The following is a 21,442-nucleotide window of genomic DNA, read 5'->3' as shown; positions in this document are numbered from 1 at the left end:
GACAGGTCATTGCGGGGACAGCCCGCGGATGCGTTCGGACCGGCGGCGCAGCAGTTCCACCGTCGTCAGCAGCGCGATCGAGAAGATCACCAGCAGCGTCGCCACCGCCAGGATGGCGGGGCTGATCTGTTCGCGGATCCCGTTCCACATCTGGCGCGGGATGGTCTGCTGTTCGGGACCGGCGATGAACAGCACGGCCACGACTTCGTCGAACGAGGTGACGAAGGCGAACAGCGCCCCGGACACCACGCCCGGCAGGATCAGCGGCATGGTGACCCGGAAGAAGGTCACCCGCGGGTTCGCCCCCAAAGATGCCGCCGCGCGGTTCAACGACTGATCGAAGCCCACCAGTGTCGCCGTCACCGTGATGATGACGAAGGGAATGCCAAGCGTGGCATGGGCCAGGATCACCCCCAGATAGCTGCCCGCCAGCTTGCCGCATTGCGGGTTCAGGCCGAAGATCGTCAACAGCTCGCAGGGGTTCGAGTAGAAGAAGAACATCCCCGTCGCCGTGATGATCAGCGGCACGATCATGGGCGAGATCAGGATTGCCATGATCGTCCGGCGGAAGGGCATTTCCGGACGCGACAGGCCAAGCGCCGCCAAAGTGCCAAGCGATGTCGCCACGATGGTCGAACAGACGCCGATGATGATCGAGTTCTTCGCCGCCTTGACCCATTTCGCATTCGCCCAGGCATCCGCCCACCACGACATGTCGCGGGCTGCGTCGGGCGCCTGCATCCCGAAGGTCAGCAGGCTGTCGTACCAGCGCGTGCTGTAGCCTTCGGGGTCGAAGGACAGCATCTTTTCAGTGAAGGTGAAATAGGGCTCGGCGTTGAAGGACAGGGGCATGATGACGATGATCGGGGCGATCAGGAAGAAGAAGATCGCCACGCAGATCGCCACATAGGCATAGTGCCAGACACGCTCCAGCGGGGTTGCATAGGATGGTACGGCCATATCGGTTACCCCAGCTTCAGGTTGTCGACGCCCACCAACCGGTCATAGAGCCAGTAGAGGACAAGAACCGCACCCAGCAGCAGGGCGGCAAGGGCGGCGGCCATCGACCAGTTCAGGGTCGAGGTCATGTGCTGCGCGATCATGTTCGAGATCAGCTGCCCCGAGGAACCGCCGACCAGCGCGGGCGTGATGTAGTAGCCGACCGCCAGGATGAAGACCAACATGGCCCCTGCCCCCAGCCCCGGCAGCGTCTGCGGGAAATAGATGCGGCGAAAGGCCGTCCAGCTGGTCGCGCCAAGGCTGCGCGCGGCCCGGACATAGGACGGGTTGATCGTGCGCATCACGGAATAGAGCGGCAGGATCATGAAGGGCAGCAGGATATGCGTCATCGCGATGATGGTGCCCGCCTGGTTGTAGATCATCTGAAGGCGCTGCCCGCCTCCGATGACGCCCAGCCAGACCAGGATGTCGTTGATCACGCCCTGCTGCTGCAACAGCACCATCCAGCTGGTGGTGCGCACCAGAAGCGATGTCCAGAAGGGCAACAGCACCAGGATCATCAGCAGGTTCGATTTCCGCATCGGCAGGGTCGCCAGCAGATGCGCGATGGGAAAGCCCAGCACGAAGGTCAGCGCCGTGATCAGCCCCGACAGCCAGAAGGTCCGCCAGAACAGCATCAGGTAGACGCGCTGGTTTTCGTCGACCTGCTGGATGTTTCCGTCCGCATCGCGGGTCCGGTCGACCGACGCCAGGTAGAAGTTCGCGGTATAGGGGGTCGAGACCTCGCGCATGGTCGCCCACAGCTGCGGGTCGGCCCATTCCTCGTCGATCTCCAGCAGGGTCTCGCGATAGGGCGGCTCGATCCCCTTGCGGACCTTGCGCCCGGTCGAGGTGAACAGCGAGCGCGTCCCCGGCATGTCATAATTCACGCGGGTGCCGACGACGCCGATGTTGCGCGCCTCGGCCGATGCCTGAAGGTCGGCGGCCAGCGCCTGCCACGCCGCGTCATCGGGCTGGGTCCCACGCTCGGTCTGGGCGAACCAGGCCGAGATGTTCGGCATGTTGGCCGAGAATCCGTCGTTGTGGAAGGATCGCTGCAGCATCTGGCCGATGGGCACCACGAAGGTGATGACGATGAAGGCCAGCAGGGGCAGCACCAGAAGGAATGCCTTGCGGCGCGCGCGCGACTGGCTGCGGGCCAGGGCCCGGACCAGCGGCTTGCCGTCTGCGGTGGTCAAGGGCTGCGTCGCGACACCCGATGCGGTGGTCGTGATCGCAGCATGCGGATCAAGTGCGGTATTCGCCATGTCGTCCCCGATATTCGGAGCCGTCACCCCATGACCGGGATGACGGCGTTTTGCATCAGGAAGAGGCGAGCCAGCTGTTGAAACGCTCGCTCAGTTCGGCGGCGTGGTCGGCCCAGAATTCCGGGTCGTCCAGAACGGCGCTTTCAAGGTTCTCGGGCGAGGTGGGCATATGAGGCGCCATCTCGGTCTTGCCGTCCTTGTACATGCCGACCAGCTCGGCCGAGGATTTGCGCGCCGGACCATAGCTGATGTACTGCGCCTGATCTGCCAACCGTTGCGTGTCGGTGGCGAACTTCAGGTATTCCATCGCGGCTTCGGGGTTCGGGGCATCGACCGGGATGACGAACATGTCCAGATCCATGTACTGGCCGTCCCAGATCACTTCAAAGGGCTGACCCTCGCCGACCATGGCGTCGAAGATGCGGCCGTTGTAGGCGGTGGTCATGCTGACCTCGCCGTCGGCCAGCAGCTGGACGGGCTGGGCGCCGGCTTCCCACCAGACGACGTCGTCCTTGATGGTGTCCAGCTTGTCGAAGGCACGCTGCACGCCCTCATCGGTGCCAAGGACGTCATAGACCTCGGCAGCGGGCACGCCATCGGCGATCAGCGCCAGATAAAGCGTGCGCTTGGGGTTCTTGGGCAGGCCGCGCTTGCCGGGGAAGGTCTCGGTGTCGAAGAAATCGACCGCCGAGGTCGGGGCGTTATCCGTGAACTTGGTGGTGTTGTAGGAGATCACCGTGCCCCAGACGATGTTCGCCACGGCGCAATCCAGCAGCGCACCGTCGACGAAATCATCGGCGGCGGCGGTGCCATCGGGGGCTGCGGGCAGCATGTCCGGATCGATCTCGACCAGCGCACCTTCGTCGCACAGGCGGATGGCGTCCGAGACCTCGACGTCGAAGACATCGCCGGTGACGTTGCCGGCCTCGACCTGCGCGCGCAGGGGCGTGGCGGGGTTGTCGGCGGCGATCATGTTGACCTTGATACCGGTCTCTTCGGCGAAGGGCTTGTTGTAGGCTTCGACCTGGCTGGCCTCATAGGCGCCGCCCCAGGAGACGACGTTCACTTCCTGCGCCGAGGCGCCGAATGCGATGCCGGCCAATGCGGTGGACATGATAAGCGTGGTTTTCACGGTAAGCTCCCTTGTGGAATTATGCCGGACTTTCCGTCCGTTTCATTTGCCCCCGTGGGGGCGTGGCCGTCCGGCAAGGATCGCCGGACCGCAATTCGTGGGTGGCGATCCCGATCAGACCGGGTCCAGCGCGCGGGCGTCCTCGGGGTGCCAGCCGATGCGCACCGACTGACCGGCGTGCAGATGGGTCTGGCCGATGGTGTTGCGCATCTTCATGACGAAATTCTCGGACCCCGCGACCCGCAGGCGGGCGCGCAGGATGTCGCCCATGTAGATCACCTCGATCACCTGTGCCTCGATGGTATGGGCACCGTGGGGCATCATCTCGGGCTTGAACTCGACCCGTTCGGGCCGGATCGAGACCGTGGTGCGCTGCCCCTTCTCGCGGATGTTGACGGCGGTCGCATCGATCAATCCGCCATCGTCCAGACGCACCAAGGCTTTTTCGCCGTCCAGCTGTTCGATGGTCCCCGCCAGCGCGTTGTTTTCGCCGATGAAGCCCGCGACAAAGCTGTTCTGCGGCCGTTCATACAGCTCGGCCGGGGGGGCAAGCTGCTGGATGCGCCCGTCGTTGAAGACGGCCACGCGGTCAGACATGGTCAGCGCCTCGCCCTGGTCGTGGGTGACATAGACGACGGTGATGCCCAGCTGTTCGTGCAGATGCTTGATCTCGAACTGCATGTGTTCGCGCAACTGCTTGTCCAGCGCGCCAAGCGGTTCATCCATCAGGACAAGCTGCGGATCGAAGACCAGCGCGCGCGCCAGGGCGATCCGTTGCTGCTGACCGCCCGACAGTTGCGCCGGACGGCGGTTGATGAACTTGCCCATCTGCACCATGTCCAAGGCCCGCTTGACGCGGGTCTCGCGTTCGTCGCGCGGCATGCCGCGCACCTCCAGCGGGAAGGACAGGTTTTCGCCCACGGTCATATGAGGGAACAGGGCATAGTTCTGAAACACCATGCCGATGCCACGCTTGTGGGGCGGCACCTGGTTGATCGGCTTGCCATCCAGGCGGATTTCGCCATGGGTGGCGGTCTCGAAGCCTGCCAGCATCATCAGGCAGGTGGTCTTGCCCGAACCCGACGGTCCCAGCATGGTGACGAATTCGCCCTTGCCGATGGAAAGGTTCAGGTCTTTGACGACAAGTGTCTGTCCGTCATAGCTTTTTTGCACATGCTCGAATGCGACGAAAGCCTCGCCGTGTCGGTCGTCCAGCAAAAGGCGCTCTCCCTGTTGTCGGTTTCTTGTTCAGCGCAGGTGCAGGTTAAGCGGGCATCCGCCCATCATGCAACAAATATTGTATGCCTACATGACGATATGAAAACGCGCCCGACAGGCCTGTCAGACCTGGGGCGCGCTTGTTTCTTCTGGTGATCGGTGTGCCAGCGGCTTTGCCTGAAATTCAGTCAGGACGCCGCCGAAGCATGCAGATCAATCGGGGCGCTTGCCGCCCTTGCGGTGGGGCTTGCCGCCCGCGGGCTTGTCGAAGCGGGGCTTGCCCTTGGCGGCCCAAGCGGGCTTGCCGGCACCGCCGGGCTTGCGCGGACCCGCGCCATCGGCCGAGGACTTCTTCTTCCACGCCTTCACCGCAGGCTTGGGGCCTTCGGTGCGCGGATCGGCCAGACCGGCATCGTCGGGAATCCAGCCACCCTTGGCGGCGCGGACGCGATCCTGGTGACCCACGTCATCCTTGCGGCGCGGCGCAGGCTTGCCGCGTGCGGGACGATCTTCGCGCGGGCCGTCGTAACGGGGGGCACGGGGCGCGCGTTCGACCGGCGCATCCAGATCGGGTGCACGTTCCATGCGGCGCATCGTCACCTCGGGGGTGATCTCCATGAAATCGCCGAAGCGGTCGGCGACCTCCTGGGCGATCTGCACATAGCTCAGGTCCTGCTTGACGCGGATCGCGCCGATGCCGTCGCGGGTGATCCCGCCCGCATCGCAGATCTTGGGCAGCAGCCAACGCGCCTCGGCGCGGCCCGAATGGCCGACCGACATGGTGAACCAGACCGAGGGGCCGAATTCGCGCGGCGCACGGGGTGCCATGGGCGCGGGCGGGGCCTGCGTCTCCATCAGCTCCTCGGCGGCGGGACGGCCTTCGCGCCACATGCGCAGGAAGGCGACGGCCACCTGTTCGGCGCCGAACTTTTCCAGCAACTGAGCGGCCAGGGGCGCGTCTTCGCCCGGCGCGTCGCGCAGGGCTTCGTGTTCCAGCATGCGCTGGTCGTCGCGTTCGCGGACCTCGTCGGCGGAAGGTGCCTTGGCCCATTCGGCCACGACCTTGGCGTTCTGCATCAGGCGCTGCGCGCGCTTGTAATCCGAGGACGGCACGATCAGCGCCGAAACACCCTTGGACCCGGCACGGCCCGTGCGGCCCGAACGGTGCAGCAGGGTTTCGGGGTTGGTCGGCAGATCGGCGTGGATCACCAGCTCCAGCCCCGGCAGGTCGATGCCGCGTGCGGCGACATCGGTCGCGATGCAGACGCGGGCGCGTCCGTCGCGCAGTGCCTGCAGCGCGTGGGTGCGTTCCTGCTGGCTCAGCTCGCCCGACAGGGCGACGCATTTGAAACCACGGTTGGACATGCGGGCCAGCAGGTGGTTCACATTGGCGCGGGTCTTGCAGAAGACGATGGCGGTCTGCGCCTCGTGCATCCGCAGCAGGTTGAAGATCGCCGGTTCGCGGTCGCGGGCCGTGACGCTGTAGGCGCGATAGGCGATGTCGCCGTGCTGGCGCGCCTCGCCCATGGCGGCGATGCGCAGGGCGTCGCGCTGGAAATCACGGGCCAGCTTCTCGATCGCGGGCGGCACCGTGGCCGAGAACATCAGCGTGCGGCGTTCCTCGGGCGCGGCGGCCAGGATGTATTCCAGGTCGTCGCGGAAGCCCAGGTCCAGCATCTCGTCGGCCTCGTCCAGGACGGCGGCGCGCAGCGAGGTCAGATCCAGGCTGCCCCGGTCGATGTGGTCGCGCAGACGGCCGGGCGTGCCGACGACGATCTGTGCGCCCTGCTGCAGGTTGCGCCGTTCGGTGCGGTAGTCCATGCCGCCAACGCAGGTCGCGATGCGCGCTCCGGTGCCGGCGTAAAGCCACTCCAGTTCCCGCGCGACCTGAAGGGCCAGCTCGCGCGTCGGCGCGATGGCCAGCGCCAACGGGCGGTCGCCATCAAGGCGCTGACCGTCCAGCAGCAGGTTCGCGCCGATCGCCAGGCCGAAGGCCACGGTCTTGCCCGAGCCGGTCTGCGCCGAGACCAGAAGGTCGCGCCCCTGGGCCTCGTCGGCCAGAACGGCGGATTGCACGGAGGTCAGGCTGTCATAGCCTTTGGAAGCCAGCGCCGCCTGAAGCGGTGCGGGGAAGTTCAATTCGGTCATTTGATTCGCCAAATGGGGGGTGTCATTCACCCGATGAGCGGCACCCCGTCCCTGCGACCGGCCCACCCTGCACCCGCCGCCCCGGACATGCGGAGCCAAAGAGGGGTTCCTAGTGCAGGCGCGTCGCAAAGTCCACCGATGATCTGAACTGATTTTCCCCCCGGCTTTTCCTTGACTTGGCACCGTCGCGCGGCCCTGATGCGCGCGCCCCCCGGACAGAGGTTTTCGATGCCCGAAACAGCCCATCCCCCGATCAAGGATGCCGTCGCCACATGGGCACGGATCGCCGCGCTCAGCTTCGGCGGGCCTGCGGGCCAGATCGCCGTCATGCACCGCATCCTAGTCGAGGAACGCCGTTGGATCGACGAGGATCGCTTCCTGCACGCGCTGAACTTCTGCATGCTGCTGCCCGGCCCCGAGGCGCAGCAGCTGGCCACCTATATCGGCTGGCTGATGCATGGCGTGCGCGGGGCGCTGATCGCAGGGGTGCTGTTCATCCTGCCCGGCGTGGCGGCGATCATGGCGCTCAGCATGGTGTATGTCACGCTTGGCGATGTGGGCATCGTGGCGGGGATCTTCTTCGGGCTGAAGGCGGCGGTGCTGGCGATCGTGGTGCAGGCGGTGATCCGCCTTGCCGGGCGGGCGCTGAAGGGACCGGCACTGCGGATCATCGCCGGGGCGGCCTTCGTGGCGCTTTTCGCGCTGGATGCGCCCTTCCCGCTGGTCATTGCCATGGCAGCGCTGGCAGGCGCGCTGATGGGCGGCAGCGTCCCCGCCCCAAATGCGAACCCCCTGCTCGCGCAGAACGCGGGCGCGGCCCGTCGGGCGGCGGGTTGGGCGCTGGTACTGTGGATGGCGCCGGTGGCGGCGCTGATGCTTCTGGCGCCCGGAAGCGTCTTCACCGACATCGCCACCTTCTTTTCGCGACTGGCGGTCCTGTCCTTCGGGGGCGCCTATGCCGTCCTGGCCTGGGTCGGGCAAGAGGCCGTGGGCCATTACGGCTGGCTTGAACCCACCCAGATGCTGGACGGGCTCGGCATGGCCGAAACCACCCCCGGACCGCTGATCATGGTGCTGCAATTCGTGGGTTTCATGGCGGCATACGGCGCGGACCAGGCCCATCCGCTGCTGGCCGCCGTGCTGGGCGGGCTGCTGGCAACCTGGGTGACATTCGCGCCCTGTTTCGCCTTCATCTTCCTCGGCGCCCCCTTCATGGAGGGGTTGCGCCGCAGCGCCCGCCTGTCGGCCGCCCTGCGCGCGGTCACCGCCGCCGTCGTGGGCGTCATCCTGAACCTTGCGGTGTGGTTCGCCATCCACCTTATCTGGCAGCAGACCGTTCCTTGGCGGGCAGGCCCGATCCGGATGGATGTGCCGGTCATGACCTCGTTGGACCCCGTGGCCGCGCTGCTTTCTGCCGCGACACTGGTTGCAGCCCTGTGGCTTCGACCGGGCATGGCGACCCTTTTGGGCGGGGCGGCGCTGGCGGGGATCGCGCTGCAGATGGCGGGGCTGACCTGATCCCCCTTGCGGGCCATCCATCATCCCGCTAGCCTTCAGATGCAAACCGTTGGGGTGCCCCGTCACAGGGGCTGAGAGGCTTCAGCCAACCCATCGAACCTGATCCGGGTCATACCGGCGGAGGGAACGGTGCAGATGATCGCGGGTCCGCCCCGCCCTTTGTTCCCCCTTGCGCCGTCATGTCCCCCGACCGCACAAGGAGGCCATCTTGACCGCTATCGCCCTGACCATCGCCGGATCGGACTCCGGCGGAGGCGCCGGCATCCAGGCCGACCTCAAGACCTTTTCCGCACTTGGCGTTTATGGCGCCAGCGTCGTCACCGCCCTGACCGCCCAGAACACCCGCACCGTCGTCAGCGTCCAGCCCGCTGGCCCCGCCATGATCGCGGCGCAGATGGCGGCGGTCTTCGACGATCTGGACATTGGCGCCATCAAGCTGGGGATGCTGGGCGATACCGATGCCATCCGCACGGTGGCAGAGGGGCTGCGAGGCTGCGACCTGCCCATCGTGCTGGACCCGGTGATGGTGGCAAAATCGGGCGATACCTTGCTGCCCGATGATGCCATCGGCGCATTGCGCGACCTGCTGCTGCCCCGCGCGACCCTGCTGACCCCGAACCTGCCCGAGGCCGCGCGCCTGACCGGCACCGCCACTGCCCGAACCCGTGATCAGCGTCTGGATCAGGCGCAGGCGCTGATGGGCATGGGCGCACAGGCGGTGCTGATGAAGGGCGGGCATGCGGAAGGTCCCGAGTGCCTCGACCTGCTGGTCACACCGGACGGCGTGGTCGAATTGACCGCCCCGCGCCACCCGACGCGCAACACCCATGGCACCGGCTGCACCCTCTCGGCGGCCATCGCGGCGGGCATGGCGCAGGGGCTGCCGCTGTCCGATGCCGTCACGGCGGCCCATCGCTATCTTCAAGGCGCGATCGCGGCGGCGGACAGCCTTACGGTCGGACATGGGCACGGTCCGGTGCATCATTTCCACGCGGTCTGGTCCCATGCGTGACATCACCGTCATCGGCGCGGGCGTCGCGGGGCTGTTCGCGGCATGGCACCTGTCGCAACAGGGCTGGCACCCGCGCATCATCGACCGGAACGGTCCCCCCGGCCCGCATGGCTGCTCGTGGTGGGCTGGCGGCATGCTGGCCCCGATCTGCGAAGGCGTCACCGCTGATCCGCTGATCGCCCGCCTTGGGGCGCAGGCCGCCGATGACTGGGCGCAGGTCACGACCGTCACCCGACACGGCACGCTGGTCGTCGCGCTGGACCGCGACCGGGCCGAGCTGTCGCGCTTTGCCCGCCGTGCGCCGGGCCACGTCATGCTGGACGGCGCGGCGCTGGCCGAACTGAAGCCCGATCTGGCCGACCACCGCCACGCCCTGCATATCCCGCCCGAAGCTCATCTCAACCCCCGTCAGGCCCTTGCCGATCTGCTTGCCGCCCTGCAGGATCGGGGCATCACCGTCGAGACCGCCGAAGCGGACGCGCAGGATATCGCAGGCCCGGTCATCGACGCCCGCGGCATGGCCGCCTCCCTTCCCGACCTGCGTGGCGTCCGGGGCGAGATGATCGTGCTCCATGCCCCCGACATCACCCTGACGCGCCCCGTGCGGCTGCTGCATCCGCGCCATCCACTGTATGTCGTGCCGCGCGGCGGTGGCATCTTCATGCTAGGCGCCACCCAGATCGAGAGCGACGCCCGTCGCCCCATCACCGCCCGCGCCCTGCTGGAGATGCTGTCGGCCGCCTATGTGCTGGACGCCCGCTTTGCCGAGGCCAGCGTGCTGGAAACCGGCACCGACCTGCGCCCAGCTTTCCGCGACAACATCCCGCGCGTGACGGTTCGGGGCCGCGTGCTGCATCTGAACGGCCTCTTCCGTCACGGCTATCTGATGGCGCCCGCCCTTGCCCGACAGGCCGCCGACTATCTGACCCACCAAACCCGTGGAGAGTTGATCCATGAAGATTGAGCTGAACGGCACCCCCCGCCAGATCACCGCCACAACAGTTGCCGATGCGCTGGTCGAATTGGGCTGGGCCGATGCCCGCGTCGCCACCGCGTTGAACGGTGATTTCCTGCCCGCAACGGCCCGCGCCACGCAGCCACTGCAGGACGGCGACCGGCTGGAGGTTCTGGCCCCCATGCAGGGAGGGTGAGCCATGCGTGATTTCTATGGCGTGACGCTGGACAGCCCGCTGATGCTGGGTACGGCGCAATACCCCTCACCCGCCGTGATGCAGCAGGCCTTTGCTGCCTCGGGGGCCAGCGTGGCGACGGTATCGCTGCGACGCGAAAGCGGTCAGGGGCAGGCCTTTGGCCAGATCGTACGCGACCTGGGCATCCACATCCTGCCCAATACCGCCGGTTGCCACAACGCGCGCGAGGCGATCACCACCGCCCGCATGGCCCGCGAGATCTTCGAGACCAACTGGATCAAGCTGGAGGTAATCGGTCATGCCGACACGCTGCAACCCGATCCCTTCGGCCTGCTGGAAGCCGCCGAGACGCTGGCCGCGGATGGCTTCGAGGTCTTCCCCTATACGACCGAGGATCAGGTTCTGGCCCAACGCCTGATCGACGCGGGCTGCCGCGTGCTGATGCCCTGGGGTGCGCCCATCGGGTCCGGCATGGGTCTGAACAATCGCTATGGCCTTCGCACCCTGCGTGAGGCTTTTCCCGACATTCCGATGGTGATCGACGCAGGCATCGGCCTGCCCAGCCACGCCGCCGACGCGCTGGAGATGGGCTTCGACGCCGTCCTGCTGAACAGCGCCGTGGCGCAGGCGGGCGATCCGGTGGCGATGGCGCGCGCCTTCGGGCTGGCCGTGCAGGCCGGGGCCTTGGCCGCAGGGGCCGACCCGATGGGGGTTCGCGACATGGGCGCACCCTCGACCCCGCTGATCGGAAAGGCATGGCTGTGATGTTGCCGCGTTTCTACCCGATTTTCGATGATGTCAGCTGGCTGGAACGCGCCCTGCCTCTTGGCGTCAAGCTGGTGCAGCTGCGTATCAAGGACCGGCCCGTGGATCAGCTGCGCGACCAGATCCGCCGATCACTGGCGCTGGCGCGTCAGCATGGCGCGACGCTGGTCGTCAACGACCACTGGCAGATCGCCATCGACGAGGGCGCCGATTGGCTGCATCTGGGGCAAGAGGATCTGGACCATGCCGACTTGCCCGCCATCCGCCGCGCGGGCCTGCGCTTGGGGCTGTCCACGCATGATCATGCGGAATTGGAATGGGCCCTGGCCTGCAACCCGGATTACATTGCATTGGGGCCGGTCTATCCAACCATCCTGAAGAAGATGCGGTGGCATCAGCAGGGGCTGGAGCGTGTCACCGAATGGAAGCGCCTGATCGGCCCCATCCCGCTGGTCGCCATCGGCGGCTTCACGGTCGACCGCGCCAAGGGGGCCTTCGATGCGGGCGCCGATGTCGTCGCCGCCGTCACCGACATCACCCTCAACCCCACCCCCGAGGCCCGCATTCGCGAATGGCTGACGACATGAGCCGCTATGCTCGCCAGATGATCCTGCCACAGATCGGCGCCTCGGGTCAGGACCGGCTGTCGCAGGCCCACGTGCTGATCGTCGGCGCGGGGGGCTTGGGTGTCCCTGCGCTGCAATATCTGGTCGGCGCAGGCATCGGCCGGATCACCCTGATCGATGGCGACGTGATCGAGGAGACGAACCTGCACCGCCAGCCGATCTATCCGATGCACGCCATCGGCCAGCCCAAGGCGCAGGTTGCGGCGCAGGTGATGGCGGCGATGAACCCCGAGGTGCAAATCGACGCCCGCACCGAATGGCTGGACCCCGCCAATGCGGCCAGGCTGGTCGCGGGGGCAGATGTCGTGCTGGATTGCGCCGACAGCTTCGCGGTTAGCCTGACGCTGTCGGATGCCTGCCTTGCCGCAGGCGTGCCGCTGATCGCGGCCTCGGCGCTGGCGATGTCGGGATATGTGGCGGGCTGCTGCGGGGGCGCACCCAGCCTGCGGGCGATCTTTCCGGATCTGCCCAAGGGCGGCGGGACCTGTGCGACGAATGGCGTCATGGGACCGGTCGTGGGGATGATCGGCGCACTTCAGGCGCAGATGGCGATGGCGGTGCTGCTGGGCCTGCCCGACAGCCCCTTGGGTCGGCTGATCAGCTTCGACGCCGCAACATGGCGCATGGGCGGGTTCCGCTTCGACCGCGCGCCCGAGCCGAAGGATCCTCTGCCCTTCATCGGACGCGCTCAGATCACCGACCAAGACCTGCTGATCGACCTGAGGACCGAGGCGGCACCCTTCCGCCCCGACGCCCACCACATCCCGCCCGAGGACATTGCTGGACTGTCCCCGCCCGACAACCGCCGTGTGGTGCTGGCCTGCCGGACGGGGCTACGGGCGCATCATGCGGGGCAGGCCCTGCGCGATGTCTGGGCAGGCAAGATCGCTCTGATGGCCCTGCCCGAGGCATGAAAAAAGGGCCGCCCCATCGGGACGGCCCTGAGCGCGTTACCAAGAGGTGAGGACGGCGCCTTCGTATTTCTCGTCGATGAAGGTCTTGATCTCATCGCTCTGATAGGCCTCGACCAGGGTCTTGACCCACGGCTCGTCCTGACGTCCCTCTTGGACGACGATGATGTTCACATAGGGGCTGTCGGCCTTTTCCATCGCGATGCTGTCATTGCGCGGCGACAGGCCCGAGGCCAGCGCATAGTTCGTGTTGATGATCGCGATATCGGCATCGGCCAGCGCGCGGGGCAGCTGGGCGGCGTCCAGTTCCAGGAAGTTCAGGTTCTTGGGGTTGTCCTGCACGTCCAGCGGGCTGGGGACCAGACCCGTGCCCTCGGCCAGCGTGATCACGCCCAGATCCTGCAGCAGCAGCAGCGCGCGGCCACCGTTGGTCGGGTCGTTCGGAATGGCGACCTGCGCGCCGTCTTCCAGATCGTCGACCGATGTCAACTGGTCGGAATAGATGCCCATGGGCGTGGTGATGGTGGTGGCGACCTCGGTCAGGTCGAAGCCGCGATCCTTCATCTGGTTTTCCAGATAGGGGCGGTGCTGGAAGCTGTTGGCGTCCAGATCGCCGTCCGCCAGCGCGGTGTTCGGCACGACGTAATCGGAGAACTCGATGACGTCGATGTTCAGGCCCATCGGCTCGGCGACCTTGGCGACTTCTTCCATGATCTCGGCGTGTTCGCCGGGGGAAACACCGACCTTGATGTCTTCGGCCATGGCAGCGGTCCCAAGGGCAAGGGCGGAAACGAATGTGGTCAAACGCAGCATTGGGGCGTTCCTTTCTTGTCTGTTCGGAAAATCAGTGGCCGCGGTTGCGGGCGGCGCGGCGGTCGACGCGGGCGGCGATCCATTCGCCAAGCGACTGGACCAGCTGCACCATGACGATCAGAATGACGACAACGGCCAGCATCACCTCGGGCATGAAGCGCTGATAGCCATAGCGGATGCCCAGATCGCCAAGCCCCTGCCCGCCCACGGCCCCGACCATGGCCGAATAGCCGATCAGGCTGACGGCGGCCAAGGTCAGGCCCAGGGTGATGCCGGGCAATGCCTCGGGGATCAGGACCTTGCGGACGATCTGCATCGGCGTCGCCCCCATGGCGCGGGCGGCCTCGATCAACCCGGCCTCGACCTCGCGGATGGCGTTTTCGACCAGGCGGGCGATGAAGGGCACGGCCGCCAGCGTCAGCGGCACGATGGCCGCGTTGGTGCCGATGGACGTGCCGACGATCATCCGCGTGAAGGGGATGATCGCCACCACCAGGATGATGAAGGGCACCGAGCGTGCCGCGTTCACCACCAGGCCCAGCACCTTGTTGATCCAGGGCGCCGACAGCAGCTCACCCCGCTGCGAGGTTGCCAAGAAGACCCCCAGCGGCAGCCCCCCAAGCGTGCCCAGCACCGCCGAGATGGCGACCATGTACATCGTCTGCAGCGTGGCTTCCCACAGGATCGGGATCAGGTTAGCGGACATATCCCAGCACCTCCGTCGTCAGGGCGTGGCGTTCAAGAAAGGCGCGGGCCTCGGGGGCACGCGGGGCGTCGATGGACAAAAGCAGATTGCCGAAGGGATGGGGGCCGATCTCCTCGATGGCACCGGCCAAGATGTTGGCGGCGATGCCCAGCTCGGTCGCCAGCATGGCCAGCATCGGGTCGGTGGCATGCTGCCCGGCGAAGGTCACGCGGATCACCTCCTGGGCGGGACCGTCGGGGCGGTCCAGCGTCATTCGGGACGCGACGAAGGCCGGCAGGGTCGCGCCGGTGACGCCCGACAGGAAGGACCGCGTGGTGCCGTGGTTCGGCTTGGCAAAGACATCATAGGTCGGGCCGGATTCGACGATGCGGCCACCCTCGATGACGGCCATATGGCTGGCGATGTCGCGCAGCACGGCCATTTCATGGGTGATCAGCAGGATGGTCAGCCCCAGGTCGCGGTTGATCTGGGACAGCAGCTCCAGCACGGTCTGGGTGGTTTCCGGATCCAGGGCGCTGGTCGCCTCGTCCGACAGCAGGACCTTGGGGCTGGTGGCAAGGGCGCGGGCGATGCCGACACGCTGCTTCTGACCGCCCGACAATTCCGCCGGATAGCGGTCGCGCAGTGCCGAAAGGCCCACCTGATCGACCAGCTGATCGACCCGCGCCTTGATCTGACCTGCGGGCGTGCCCGCGATCTCCAGCGGCAGGGCGACATTGCCCCAGACTGTCCGCGAGGCCAGCAGGTTGAAGTGCTGGAAAATCATCCCGACGTCGCGGCGGATGGCGCGCAGGTTGCTGCCGCGTGCGCCGCCGACATCGCGACCGGCCACCTTGACGCTGCCCTCGGTCGGGCGTTCCAGACCGTTCACCATGCGCAGCAGGGTCGATTTCCCCGCACCGGACCGGCCGATGATGCCCGTCACGCTGCCCGTCGGAACGGTCAGCGACACGTCCTGCAACGCCATGACCCGGTCGCCGCCGGATTTCGGGAAGGATTTGCCAAGCCTGTCGAAGATGATCGCCGCATTGTCTGGGGGCGTACCGCTCATGGTGTCCTGCTTATCCTCGGTGCAAAGGGCGACCGGATGCCTGAAAGCGCGGCCATGTGCAAGCGCACCCGGCGACCGGGTTTGCCAGACCGCAGAACGCGGTGCGGCGATCGGGTGTTCCATGCCGAACATGCGGTCTTGGCAAGGCCACCACATGGAACGGCCTTGCCGCGACCAGCGCGCTGCCGGAACGCTGTTCTTATTGCGCGGCCTGCACGAAATCGCGGGCCAGCAGGCCGGTCAGGATCGAGCGCAGCATGTCGGGGCGGAAGGGCTTTTCGATCAGGGGCGCCTGATCGTATCCCTCGGGCAGATGTTCGCGCCCATAGCCCGAGACAAAGCAGAACTGCACCCCGCGCTGCGTCAGCAGGGCCGCGACGTCGTGGACAGGTTCACCTTTCAGGTTGCCGTCCAGCAGCGCGATATCGACGTGATTGCTGCGGATCTTTTCCAGCGCCTCGGCGACGGTGCGGGCGACGGCGACGACGGTCGCACCCGCGTCCTCCAGCTCGTAGCGCAGGTCCAAGGCCACCAGGGGTTCGTCCTCGACCAGCAGGACGCGGCAATCCGACAGGCTGGCGGGGCGTTCGGCAACGGGAGACGCGGCGGGTTCGGAACTGGGCTGCAAGGTCTTCAGGCGCGTGACGCCGTCGGACAGACGGATGGTCCAGATCACCCCCTCGGGGTTCCATTCAGCACTGGCCGAGGCATTGTCGCCCCCACCCGCCGCCGTGATCAGCGTGGTGCCGAAACCGCTTTGTTCGGGCGCCGTGACGGTTGGGCCACCGATTTCGCACCAAGTCAGCCGCAGTTGGCCCTGCTCCAACGCCCAATCCAGATGCACCATGCCCCCCGGCACCGACAGCGCGCCGTATTTCGCCGCGTTCGTGCCCAGTTCATGCAGCGTCAGCGCAAGGCGCAGCATCGTGTCGGGGGCCAGATCCACCAGCGGGCCGTTCCGCCGCAAGCGTTCGCCGTCCAGCGTTCCGGAACTGATCTGATCGTCGATCAGCTGATCCAGCGGCGCGCTGGTCCAGGTCGCATCCGACAGGATCGAATGCGCGCGGGCCAAGGCCTGAAGGCGTCCGCCGAAGCTGGTCTCGAACTGGGAAAGGCTTTCGGATTGGCGCAGGCTCTGGCGGGCGATGGCCTGAACATTGGCCAGCGTGTTCTTGATGCGGTGGTTCAATTCCCCGATCAGAAGCGAGCGGACCTCCTCGGCCTGCTTGCGTTCGGTGATGTCCAGGATCTGCAAAGACAGCGACTGCTGCCCCGCGCCGTCCGACAGGACCGAGCCATAGACTTCGCAGCTGATCGCTCCGATGTCGGCGTGATCCAGCTGCAATTCGCCGGAAAAGCGCGGGGCGCTGTCGGATGGGGCCTGCAGCCATGCCGACAGCAGCCGTTCGGCGTCCTCGTCCAGCCAGCCGCATTCGGTGCCCTTGGTGCCCAACAGATCGGCCTTGCTGCGCCCGAACATCCGTTCGGCCCCCTGCGACCAGTCGCGGATGCAGCCCTTGCTGTCCAGCGTGACGAAGGCCAGCGGAGAATTGTCGGCATGGGCGCGCAGCTGCGCCATGGCGCGGTCGCGGTGCATGGCGATCTCGCGCAGCTCGTCGCGCTGGCGGGCCAGCTCCTTGGCCTGCTTGCCAATGCGGAAGAACACCTCGGCCTTGGATTTCAGGATGACCGGGTCGATCGGCTTGAAGATGTAATCGACGGCCCCGGCCTCGTAGCCGCGGAAACGACGTGCCTCGTCCATCTCGGCGGCGGTGACGAAGATGATCGGCACGCTGCGGGTCCGCTCGGTCGAGCGCATCAGCTCTGCCAGCTCATAGCCGTCGGTGCCGGGCATCTGCACGTCCAGGAAGGCCAACGCATAATCGTGCATCAGCATCAGTTCCAGCGCCTCGCTGGCCGATCTGGCCCGATCGACGATCAGGCCGTCGCGCCGCAGCAGGGCCTCCAGCGCCATGATGTTCTCGGGGATGTCGTCAACGATCAGGAATCTGATGGGGTTATGGGGCATTCAGCATCTCCTGGTCGGCGTTGCGGCGCCAGATCCGGTCGGGTTCGTCAAAGGTCGAAAAGGCCGCCGCATGGGCGGAAAAGCGCAGCGTTTCATGGGAACCCAGCCCTAGGAAACCGCCGCGGGTCAGCGCCTCGGCAAAAAGCCCAAGCGTGCGGTCCTGCAGCGTGGTGTCGAAATAGATCAGCACGTTGCGGCAGGATATCAGGTGCACTTCCGAAAACACCTGATCGGTGGCCAGGTTGTGTTCGGTAAAGACCGTGCGCGACCGCAGTTCACGGTGGAAGGCCGCGCGACCATAGGCGGCGGTGTAATGATCCGACAGCGACCCGCGACCACCCGCTTTCTGATAGTTCTGCGAAAAGACCGGCAGGCGGTCGATGTCATAGACCCCCGCCTCGGCGCGGGCCAGGGCACGGCGGTTGATCTCGGTCGCGTAAAAGAGGGTACGGTCGAACAGCCCCTCCTCCTTGAACATGATGGCCATCGAATAAAGCTCTTCGCCATCGGCGCAACCCGCCACCCAGACCTTCAACGAGGGGAAGGTCTGCAGATGGGGCAACACATCGCGGCGCAGGGCCAGATAGTAGGCGGGATCGCGGAAGATCTCGCTGACCTGCACGGTCATGGCGTCGATCACGTCGGGCAGCACCGCCGGTTCGTGCAGCAGACGGCCCTGCGCCTCGGACAGGGTCGCGCAGCCCAGCCTTTCGCGCGCCAGATCGGCCCGCCGCGCCAGGGACGCCCGCGAATAGGACCGGAAGTCATAGTGGAACCGCCGGTTCAACGCCTCGAGGAACAGGTCCAGTTCGATGTCTTCGCCGGGTCCGGCGGGAACGGGTGCGACGCTCATCGTGGCATCCAGACACGGGTCAGGGACAGCAGCTTGTCCACGTCAAGCGGCTTGGGCAGGTAATCGTTGGCGCCTGCCGCCAGGCACTGGTTCTGATCCTCGGCCATGGCCTTGGCGGTCAGCATGATGATGGGCAGCGTCTTCCAGCGGTCGATCTTGCGGATCTCGCGCGTGGCGGTCAGCCCATCCATCTCCGGCATCATCACGTCCATCAGCACCAGGTCCACCTTCGGCGCCGCCCCATCGTTGATGCGGCCAAGGGCGTCCAGCGCCTCGCGGCCGTTGCGGGCGATCTGGACGGTGGCACCGTGCGGTTCGAAGACGCCGGTCAGGGCATAGACGTTGCGGATGTCATCCTCGACCACCAGGATGCGGCGGCCCTCCAACTGGGCGTCGCGGTTCAGGGATGCGGCCAGCATCTCGCGCTGTTTCTCGGGCAGGTCGCTGACCACCTGATGCAGGAACAGCGTGACCTCGTTGATCAGGCGTTCGGGCGATTTCGCGCCCTTGATGATGATCGACTTGGAATAGCGGCGCAGGCGCTGCTCCTCTCCCTCGGAGAGGGCGCGGGCGGTATAGACGATGACCGGCGGGAAAGAGGCCGTGCCGTCCCCGTCCAGCTGTTCCAGCAGATCGAAGCCCGATGCATCGGGCAGCGTCATGTCCAGCACGATGCAATCGACGGTTTCCGTGCGGCAGACCTCCAGCGCGGCGGCGGCGGTGCCGGCACCCACGGTCTCGACCTCATCGCTGGCCAGAAGCGCCTTGAGGCCTTCCATCTGGGCGGGGTCGTCCTCGACGATCAGCACACGGCGCAGGCGCTGCTCCATGCGGCTTTCCAGATTGCGGATCGCGGTGGCCAAGGTATCGCGCTGGATCGGCTTCATCATATAGCTGATGGCCCCCTGGGCCAGCGCCTGCTTGGTGTAATCTTCGGCCGAGACCATGTGCACAGGGATATGGCGCGTGCTGGTATCGCGCTTCAGACGGTCCAGCGCCGACAGGCCCGAATGGTCGGGCAGACCCACATCCATGACGATGGCATGCGGCAGGAAGTGGCGCGCGGCGCGCACGGCATCATCGGCGCGGCCCACACAGATGCAGCGGAACTGCAATTCCTGCGCCAGTTCGTAAAGAAGCTGTGCGAAAGCGGGATCATCCTCGACCACCAGCATGACGCGGTCGCCGGGGCGGGTGATCTCGCGGTCATCCTCGATCCCGTCCAGCGCCCCCAAGGTGATGCTGTCATCGGTGATTTCGGGGGCCGCGGGCGCGGTCGGCATGGCACGCGAGGCGGTGGGTTTTCGCGATGCGGGGGCGTTGGGCAGGATCAGCGTGAAGACGCTGCCCTTTCCGGCCTCGCTGCTCAGCGTCACGCGACCGCCCAGCAGATCCGCCAGTTCGCGCGAGATCGAGAGGCCAAGCCCCGTCCCCCCGAAGCGGCGCGAGATCGTGCCGTCGGCCTGGCGGAAGGCCTCGAAGACGGCCTCCTGCTGGTCGGGCGCGATGCCGATGCCGGTGTCATGGACGGCGAAGGCGATGCCCTGCGCCACCCGCGTGACCTTCAGCGTGATCCGCCCGCGTTCGGTGAACTTCAGCGCGTTCGAGATGAAGTTGCGCAGGACCTGCTCCAACCGCTGCCCGTCCGTTTCCAGCGTGGCAACGTCGGGCGCGACCTCGGCGGTCAGTTCCAACCCCTTGGACTGGGCCTGCACCTCGAAGGCGCGGACCAGCTTCTTGGCGACATCCGCCGGTTCGATGGCATCGCGGGCGACCTCCAGCTTGCCGGCCTCGATCTTGGAGAGATCGAGGATATCGTTGATCAGCAGCAGCAGATCCTTGCCCGAGCTTTCGATCGTTTCGGCCCAACGCACCTGTTCGGGCGTCAGCGTCTTGCCCCGGTTCTCGGCCAGCAGCCGCGACATGATCAGAAGCGCATTCAGCGGCGTGCGCAGTTCATGCGACATATTGGCGACGAATTCGGACTTGTAGCGGCTTTCGCGCGCCAGTTCGGCGGCCTGATCCTCCAGCATGCGGCGCGAGCGGGCCAGCGTGTCGCGCTGTTCCTCAAGCTCCTGCGTCTGGCTTTCCAGCAGCGCGTTCTGCTGTTCCAATTCGGCCTGCTGGGCTTCCAGCCGTTGCTGGCTGTCCTGCAGGGCGCGGGTCTGCTCCTCCAGCTCCTCGTTCGAGGAGGCGAGTTCTTCCGAGTGGCTGCGCAGTTCCTCGGCCTGGAGGCGGGTTTCCTCAAGCAGTTCATGCAGTTGCGCGCGATATTGAACGGACCGCAGCGCGATCCCCAAGCGGTCCGAGGTCCGGTCGAACAGATCGCGCACGCGTTCCGGCACCGGCTTGTCGAAGCCCATTTCCAGAACGGCGTTCACATGCCCGTTGTCCAGCAACGGCACCAGCACCACGCGCCCCGCGCGACCCCGCGTCAGACCACTGGACCAACCAAGCGCGGCGTCGGAGGGCAGGTCCAGTTCCAAGACCTCGCCCTCGGTGATGCAGCGGCCCAGATGGCCCTCCGCCGCCGACACGCGTTCGGCAAGGGCGGCTTCGTCGACGCCCCATGTGGCCAGCCGGTGCAGGCTTTCACCCTCGCGCGCGTAGATGACGCCTGCTCGGGCATCGACGCGCTGTGCCAGGCTGCGCAGGACCTGCTGGCCGAAACGCTCGGCCGAAAGTTCGCCTTGGATGGCACGGCCGATCGCTACCTGCCCCTGCTGCACCCATTCGGTATGGAGCAGACGCTCGCGTGTCCGGATCATAGCCTGACCGCCGATCCCCAGGCCCAGATAGACCAGCCCCGCCATGGATCTGTTGGCAATCGCCACGCCGGTCCCGAAAGAGGCCTCGTCGAACATGAAGCCAAGCCCCATGCCAGCGCAGGCCACGACCGCCACCAACACCGGCGCCACGGGCCAGGGGCACATGAACGACAACACCAGCGGCAGCAGGTAGATCAGCCAGACAGCCGTCCCCAGCGGGAACATCAGATCGAGGGCGAAGACACCCCCCAGTGCAAGAACGACCGCGGCAAGGATCGTCAGGTTCTTCTTGTCGTACACGAGGGCTCCTGCAGGGTCGACGCCATCCGCCAGATCGACGGTTCCCGTCGAACGCGGCTGGACGCCGTTTTGTTCATTCGATGTGAGTAAATATTTGATAATATTGCGGCGGTCGTGGAACCAGGCCGATGCCGTCCAACGGCGCATCCTAGGCATGCCCCGGATCGAAGTCGA

The 21,442-nt window shown here is 66.3% G+C and carries 18 protein-coding genes and 1 riboswitch; of the genes, 7 read left to right on the top strand and 11 right to left on the bottom strand.

Annotation, left to right across the window (positions count from 1 at the left end; translation table 11 throughout):
- Positions 1-6: 6 nt before the first annotated feature.
- From DDE75_RS06000 to DDE75_RS05980, 5 genes are all read right to left on the bottom strand, one after another.
- The gene (locus DDE75_RS06000) at positions 7-960 is read right to left on the bottom strand and encodes an ABC transporter permease (RefSeq protein WP_108501479.1); all 954 of its coding nucleotides are present in this window, start codon (positions 958-960) and stop codon (positions 7-9) included.
- 5 nt (positions 961-965) lie between these two features.
- A complete protein-coding gene (locus DDE75_RS05995) occupies positions 966-2,267 on the bottom strand; it encodes an ABC transporter permease (protein ID WP_108501478.1) in 1,302 nt (433 codons plus the stop codon).
- Between the two features lie 55 nt (positions 2,268-2,322).
- Positions 2,323-3,399, bottom strand: coding sequence for an ABC transporter substrate-binding protein (locus tag DDE75_RS05990; RefSeq protein ID WP_245894637.1), 1,077 nt, complete (start codon positions 3,397-3,399; stop codon positions 2,323-2,325).
- A gap of 114 nt (positions 3,400-3,513) precedes the next feature.
- Positions 3,514-4,617, bottom strand: a complete 1,104-nt coding sequence (locus DDE75_RS05985) for an ABC transporter ATP-binding protein (protein ID WP_108501476.1) — start codon at positions 4,615-4,617, stop codon at positions 3,514-3,516.
- Positions 4,618-4,830: 213 nt separating this feature from the next.
- Positions 4,831-6,765 carry a DEAD/DEAH box helicase gene (locus DDE75_RS05980; RefSeq protein WP_108501475.1) on the bottom strand — a complete coding sequence of 645 codons (1,935 nt, stop codon included), beginning with the start codon at positions 6,763-6,765 and terminating at the stop codon, positions 4,831-4,833.
- A gap of 228 nt (positions 6,766-6,993) precedes the next feature.
- Between DDE75_RS05980 and chrA the strand changes: the two genes are divergently transcribed.
- The 7 genes from chrA (at position 6,994) to DDE75_RS05945 (ending at position 12,751) form a co-directional block, all read left to right on the top strand.
- Complete coding sequence (gene chrA, locus DDE75_RS05975) at positions 6,994-8,283, top strand: chromate efflux transporter (RefSeq protein WP_108501474.1); 1,290 nt, start codon at positions 6,994-6,996, stop codon at positions 8,281-8,283.
- 40 nt (positions 8,284-8,323) lie between these two features.
- Positions 8,324-8,426, top strand: a riboswitch (TPP riboswitch).
- A 65-nt stretch (positions 8,427-8,491) separates the two neighbouring features.
- Positions 8,492-9,295: a bifunctional hydroxymethylpyrimidine kinase/phosphomethylpyrimidine kinase gene (gene thiD, locus DDE75_RS05970; protein ID WP_108501733.1), complete on the top strand. Its 804-nt coding sequence runs from the start codon at positions 8,492-8,494 to the stop codon at positions 9,293-9,295.
- Positions 9,288-10,259: an FAD-dependent oxidoreductase gene (locus DDE75_RS05965; RefSeq protein WP_108501473.1), complete on the top strand. Its 972-nt coding sequence runs from the start codon at positions 9,288-9,290 to the stop codon at positions 10,257-10,259. Before thiD ends, DDE75_RS05965 begins: the two co-directional genes overlap by 8 nt.
- Entirely contained in the window at positions 10,249-10,446 is a 198-nt protein-coding gene (thiS, locus tag DDE75_RS05960) for a sulfur carrier protein ThiS (RefSeq protein ID WP_108501472.1), read from the top strand. Before DDE75_RS05965 ends, thiS begins: the two co-directional genes overlap by 11 nt.
- Positions 10,447-10,449: 3 nt before the next feature.
- A complete protein-coding gene (locus DDE75_RS05955) occupies positions 10,450-11,211 on the top strand; it encodes a thiazole synthase (protein WP_108501471.1) in 762 nt (253 codons plus the stop codon).
- Entirely contained in the window at positions 11,208-11,798 is a 591-nt protein-coding gene (locus tag DDE75_RS05950; RefSeq protein ID WP_108501732.1) for a thiamine phosphate synthase, read from the top strand. The genes DDE75_RS05955 and DDE75_RS05950 overlap by 4 nt, the downstream gene beginning before the upstream one ends.
- The gene (locus DDE75_RS05945; RefSeq protein WP_108501470.1) at positions 11,795-12,751 is read left to right on the top strand and encodes a HesA/MoeB/ThiF family protein; all 957 of its coding nucleotides are present in this window, start codon (positions 11,795-11,797) and stop codon (positions 12,749-12,751) included. Before DDE75_RS05950 ends, DDE75_RS05945 begins: the two co-directional genes overlap by 4 nt.
- A 36-nt stretch (positions 12,752-12,787) precedes the next feature.
- Here the strand turns inward: DDE75_RS05945 and DDE75_RS05940 are convergent, their stop codons facing one another.
- From DDE75_RS05940 to DDE75_RS05915, 6 genes are all read right to left on the bottom strand, one after another.
- Entirely contained in the window at positions 12,788-13,561 is a 774-nt protein-coding gene (locus DDE75_RS05940) for a MetQ/NlpA family ABC transporter substrate-binding protein (protein ID WP_108501469.1), read from the bottom strand.
- A gap of 31 nt (positions 13,562-13,592) precedes the next feature.
- Positions 13,593-14,267, bottom strand: a complete 675-nt coding sequence (locus DDE75_RS05935) for a methionine ABC transporter permease (RefSeq protein WP_108501468.1) — start codon at positions 14,265-14,267, stop codon at positions 13,593-13,595.
- Entirely contained in the window at positions 14,257-15,318 is a 1,062-nt protein-coding gene (locus tag DDE75_RS05930) for a methionine ABC transporter ATP-binding protein (protein ID WP_108501731.1), read from the bottom strand. The genes DDE75_RS05935 and DDE75_RS05930 overlap by 11 nt, the downstream gene beginning before the upstream one ends.
- A 199-nt stretch (positions 15,319-15,517) precedes the next feature.
- Positions 15,518-17,347: a response regulator gene (locus DDE75_RS05925; protein ID WP_108501467.1), complete on the bottom strand. Its 1,830-nt coding sequence runs from the start codon at positions 17,345-17,347 to the stop codon at positions 15,518-15,520.
- Complete coding sequence (locus DDE75_RS05920) at positions 17,337-18,200, bottom strand: CheR family methyltransferase (protein ID WP_108501466.1); 864 nt, start codon at positions 18,198-18,200, stop codon at positions 17,337-17,339. Before DDE75_RS05920 ends, DDE75_RS05925 begins: the two co-directional genes overlap by 11 nt.
- Complete coding sequence (locus DDE75_RS05915) at positions 18,197-21,268, bottom strand: response regulator (protein ID WP_211659306.1); 3,072 nt, start codon at positions 21,266-21,268, stop codon at positions 18,197-18,199. The genes DDE75_RS05920 and DDE75_RS05915 overlap by 4 nt, the downstream gene beginning before the upstream one ends.
- Positions 21,269-21,442 lie beyond the last annotated feature (174 nt).

It is taken from the genome of Paracoccus indicus, assembly GCF_003056335.1.
In the GTDB taxonomy this organism is placed as follows: Bacteria; Pseudomonadota; Alphaproteobacteria; order Rhodobacterales; family Rhodobacteraceae; genus Paracoccus; species Paracoccus indicus.
This window is presented reverse-complemented; position numbering and strand designations above follow the sequence as displayed.

Coding starts and splice junctions, on each gene's coding strand:
- DDE75_RS06000 (WP_108501479.1), bottom strand. CDS start 960: ATGGCCGTACCATCCTATGCAACCCCGCTGGAGCGTGTCTGGCACTAT.
- DDE75_RS05995 (WP_108501478.1), bottom strand. CDS start 2,267: ATGGCGAATACCGCACTTGATCCGCATGCTGCGATCACGACCACCGCA.
- DDE75_RS05980 (WP_108501475.1), bottom strand. CDS start 6,765: ATGACCGAATTGAACTTCCCCGCACCGCTTCAGGCGGCGCTGGCTTCC.
- chrA (WP_108501474.1), top strand. CDS start 6,994: ATGCCCGAAACAGCCCATCCCCCGATCAAGGATGCCGTCGCCACATGG.
- DDE75_RS05965 (WP_108501473.1), top strand. CDS start 9,288: ATGCGTGACATCACCGTCATCGGCGCGGGCGTCGCGGGGCTGTTCGCG.
- thiS (WP_108501472.1), top strand. CDS start 10,249: ATGAAGATTGAGCTGAACGGCACCCCCCGCCAGATCACCGCCACAACA.
- DDE75_RS05955 (WP_108501471.1), top strand. CDS start 10,450: ATGCGTGATTTCTATGGCGTGACGCTGGACAGCCCGCTGATGCTGGGT.
- DDE75_RS05945 (WP_108501470.1), top strand. CDS start 11,795: ATGAGCCGCTATGCTCGCCAGATGATCCTGCCACAGATCGGCGCCTCG.
- DDE75_RS05940 (WP_108501469.1), bottom strand. CDS start 13,561: ATGCTGCGTTTGACCACATTCGTTTCCGCCCTTGCCCTTGGGACCGCT.
- DDE75_RS05935 (WP_108501468.1), bottom strand. CDS start 14,267: ATGTCCGCTAACCTGATCCCGATCCTGTGGGAAGCCACGCTGCAGACG.
- DDE75_RS05930 (WP_108501731.1), bottom strand. CDS start 15,318: ATGAGCGGTACGCCCCCAGACAATGCGGCGATCATCTTCGACAGGCTT.
- DDE75_RS05925 (WP_108501467.1), bottom strand. CDS start 17,347: ATGCCCCATAACCCCATCAGATTCCTGATCGTTGACGACATCCCCGAG.
- DDE75_RS05920 (WP_108501466.1), bottom strand. CDS start 18,200: ATGAGCGTCGCACCCGTTCCCGCCGGACCCGGCGAAGACATCGAACTG.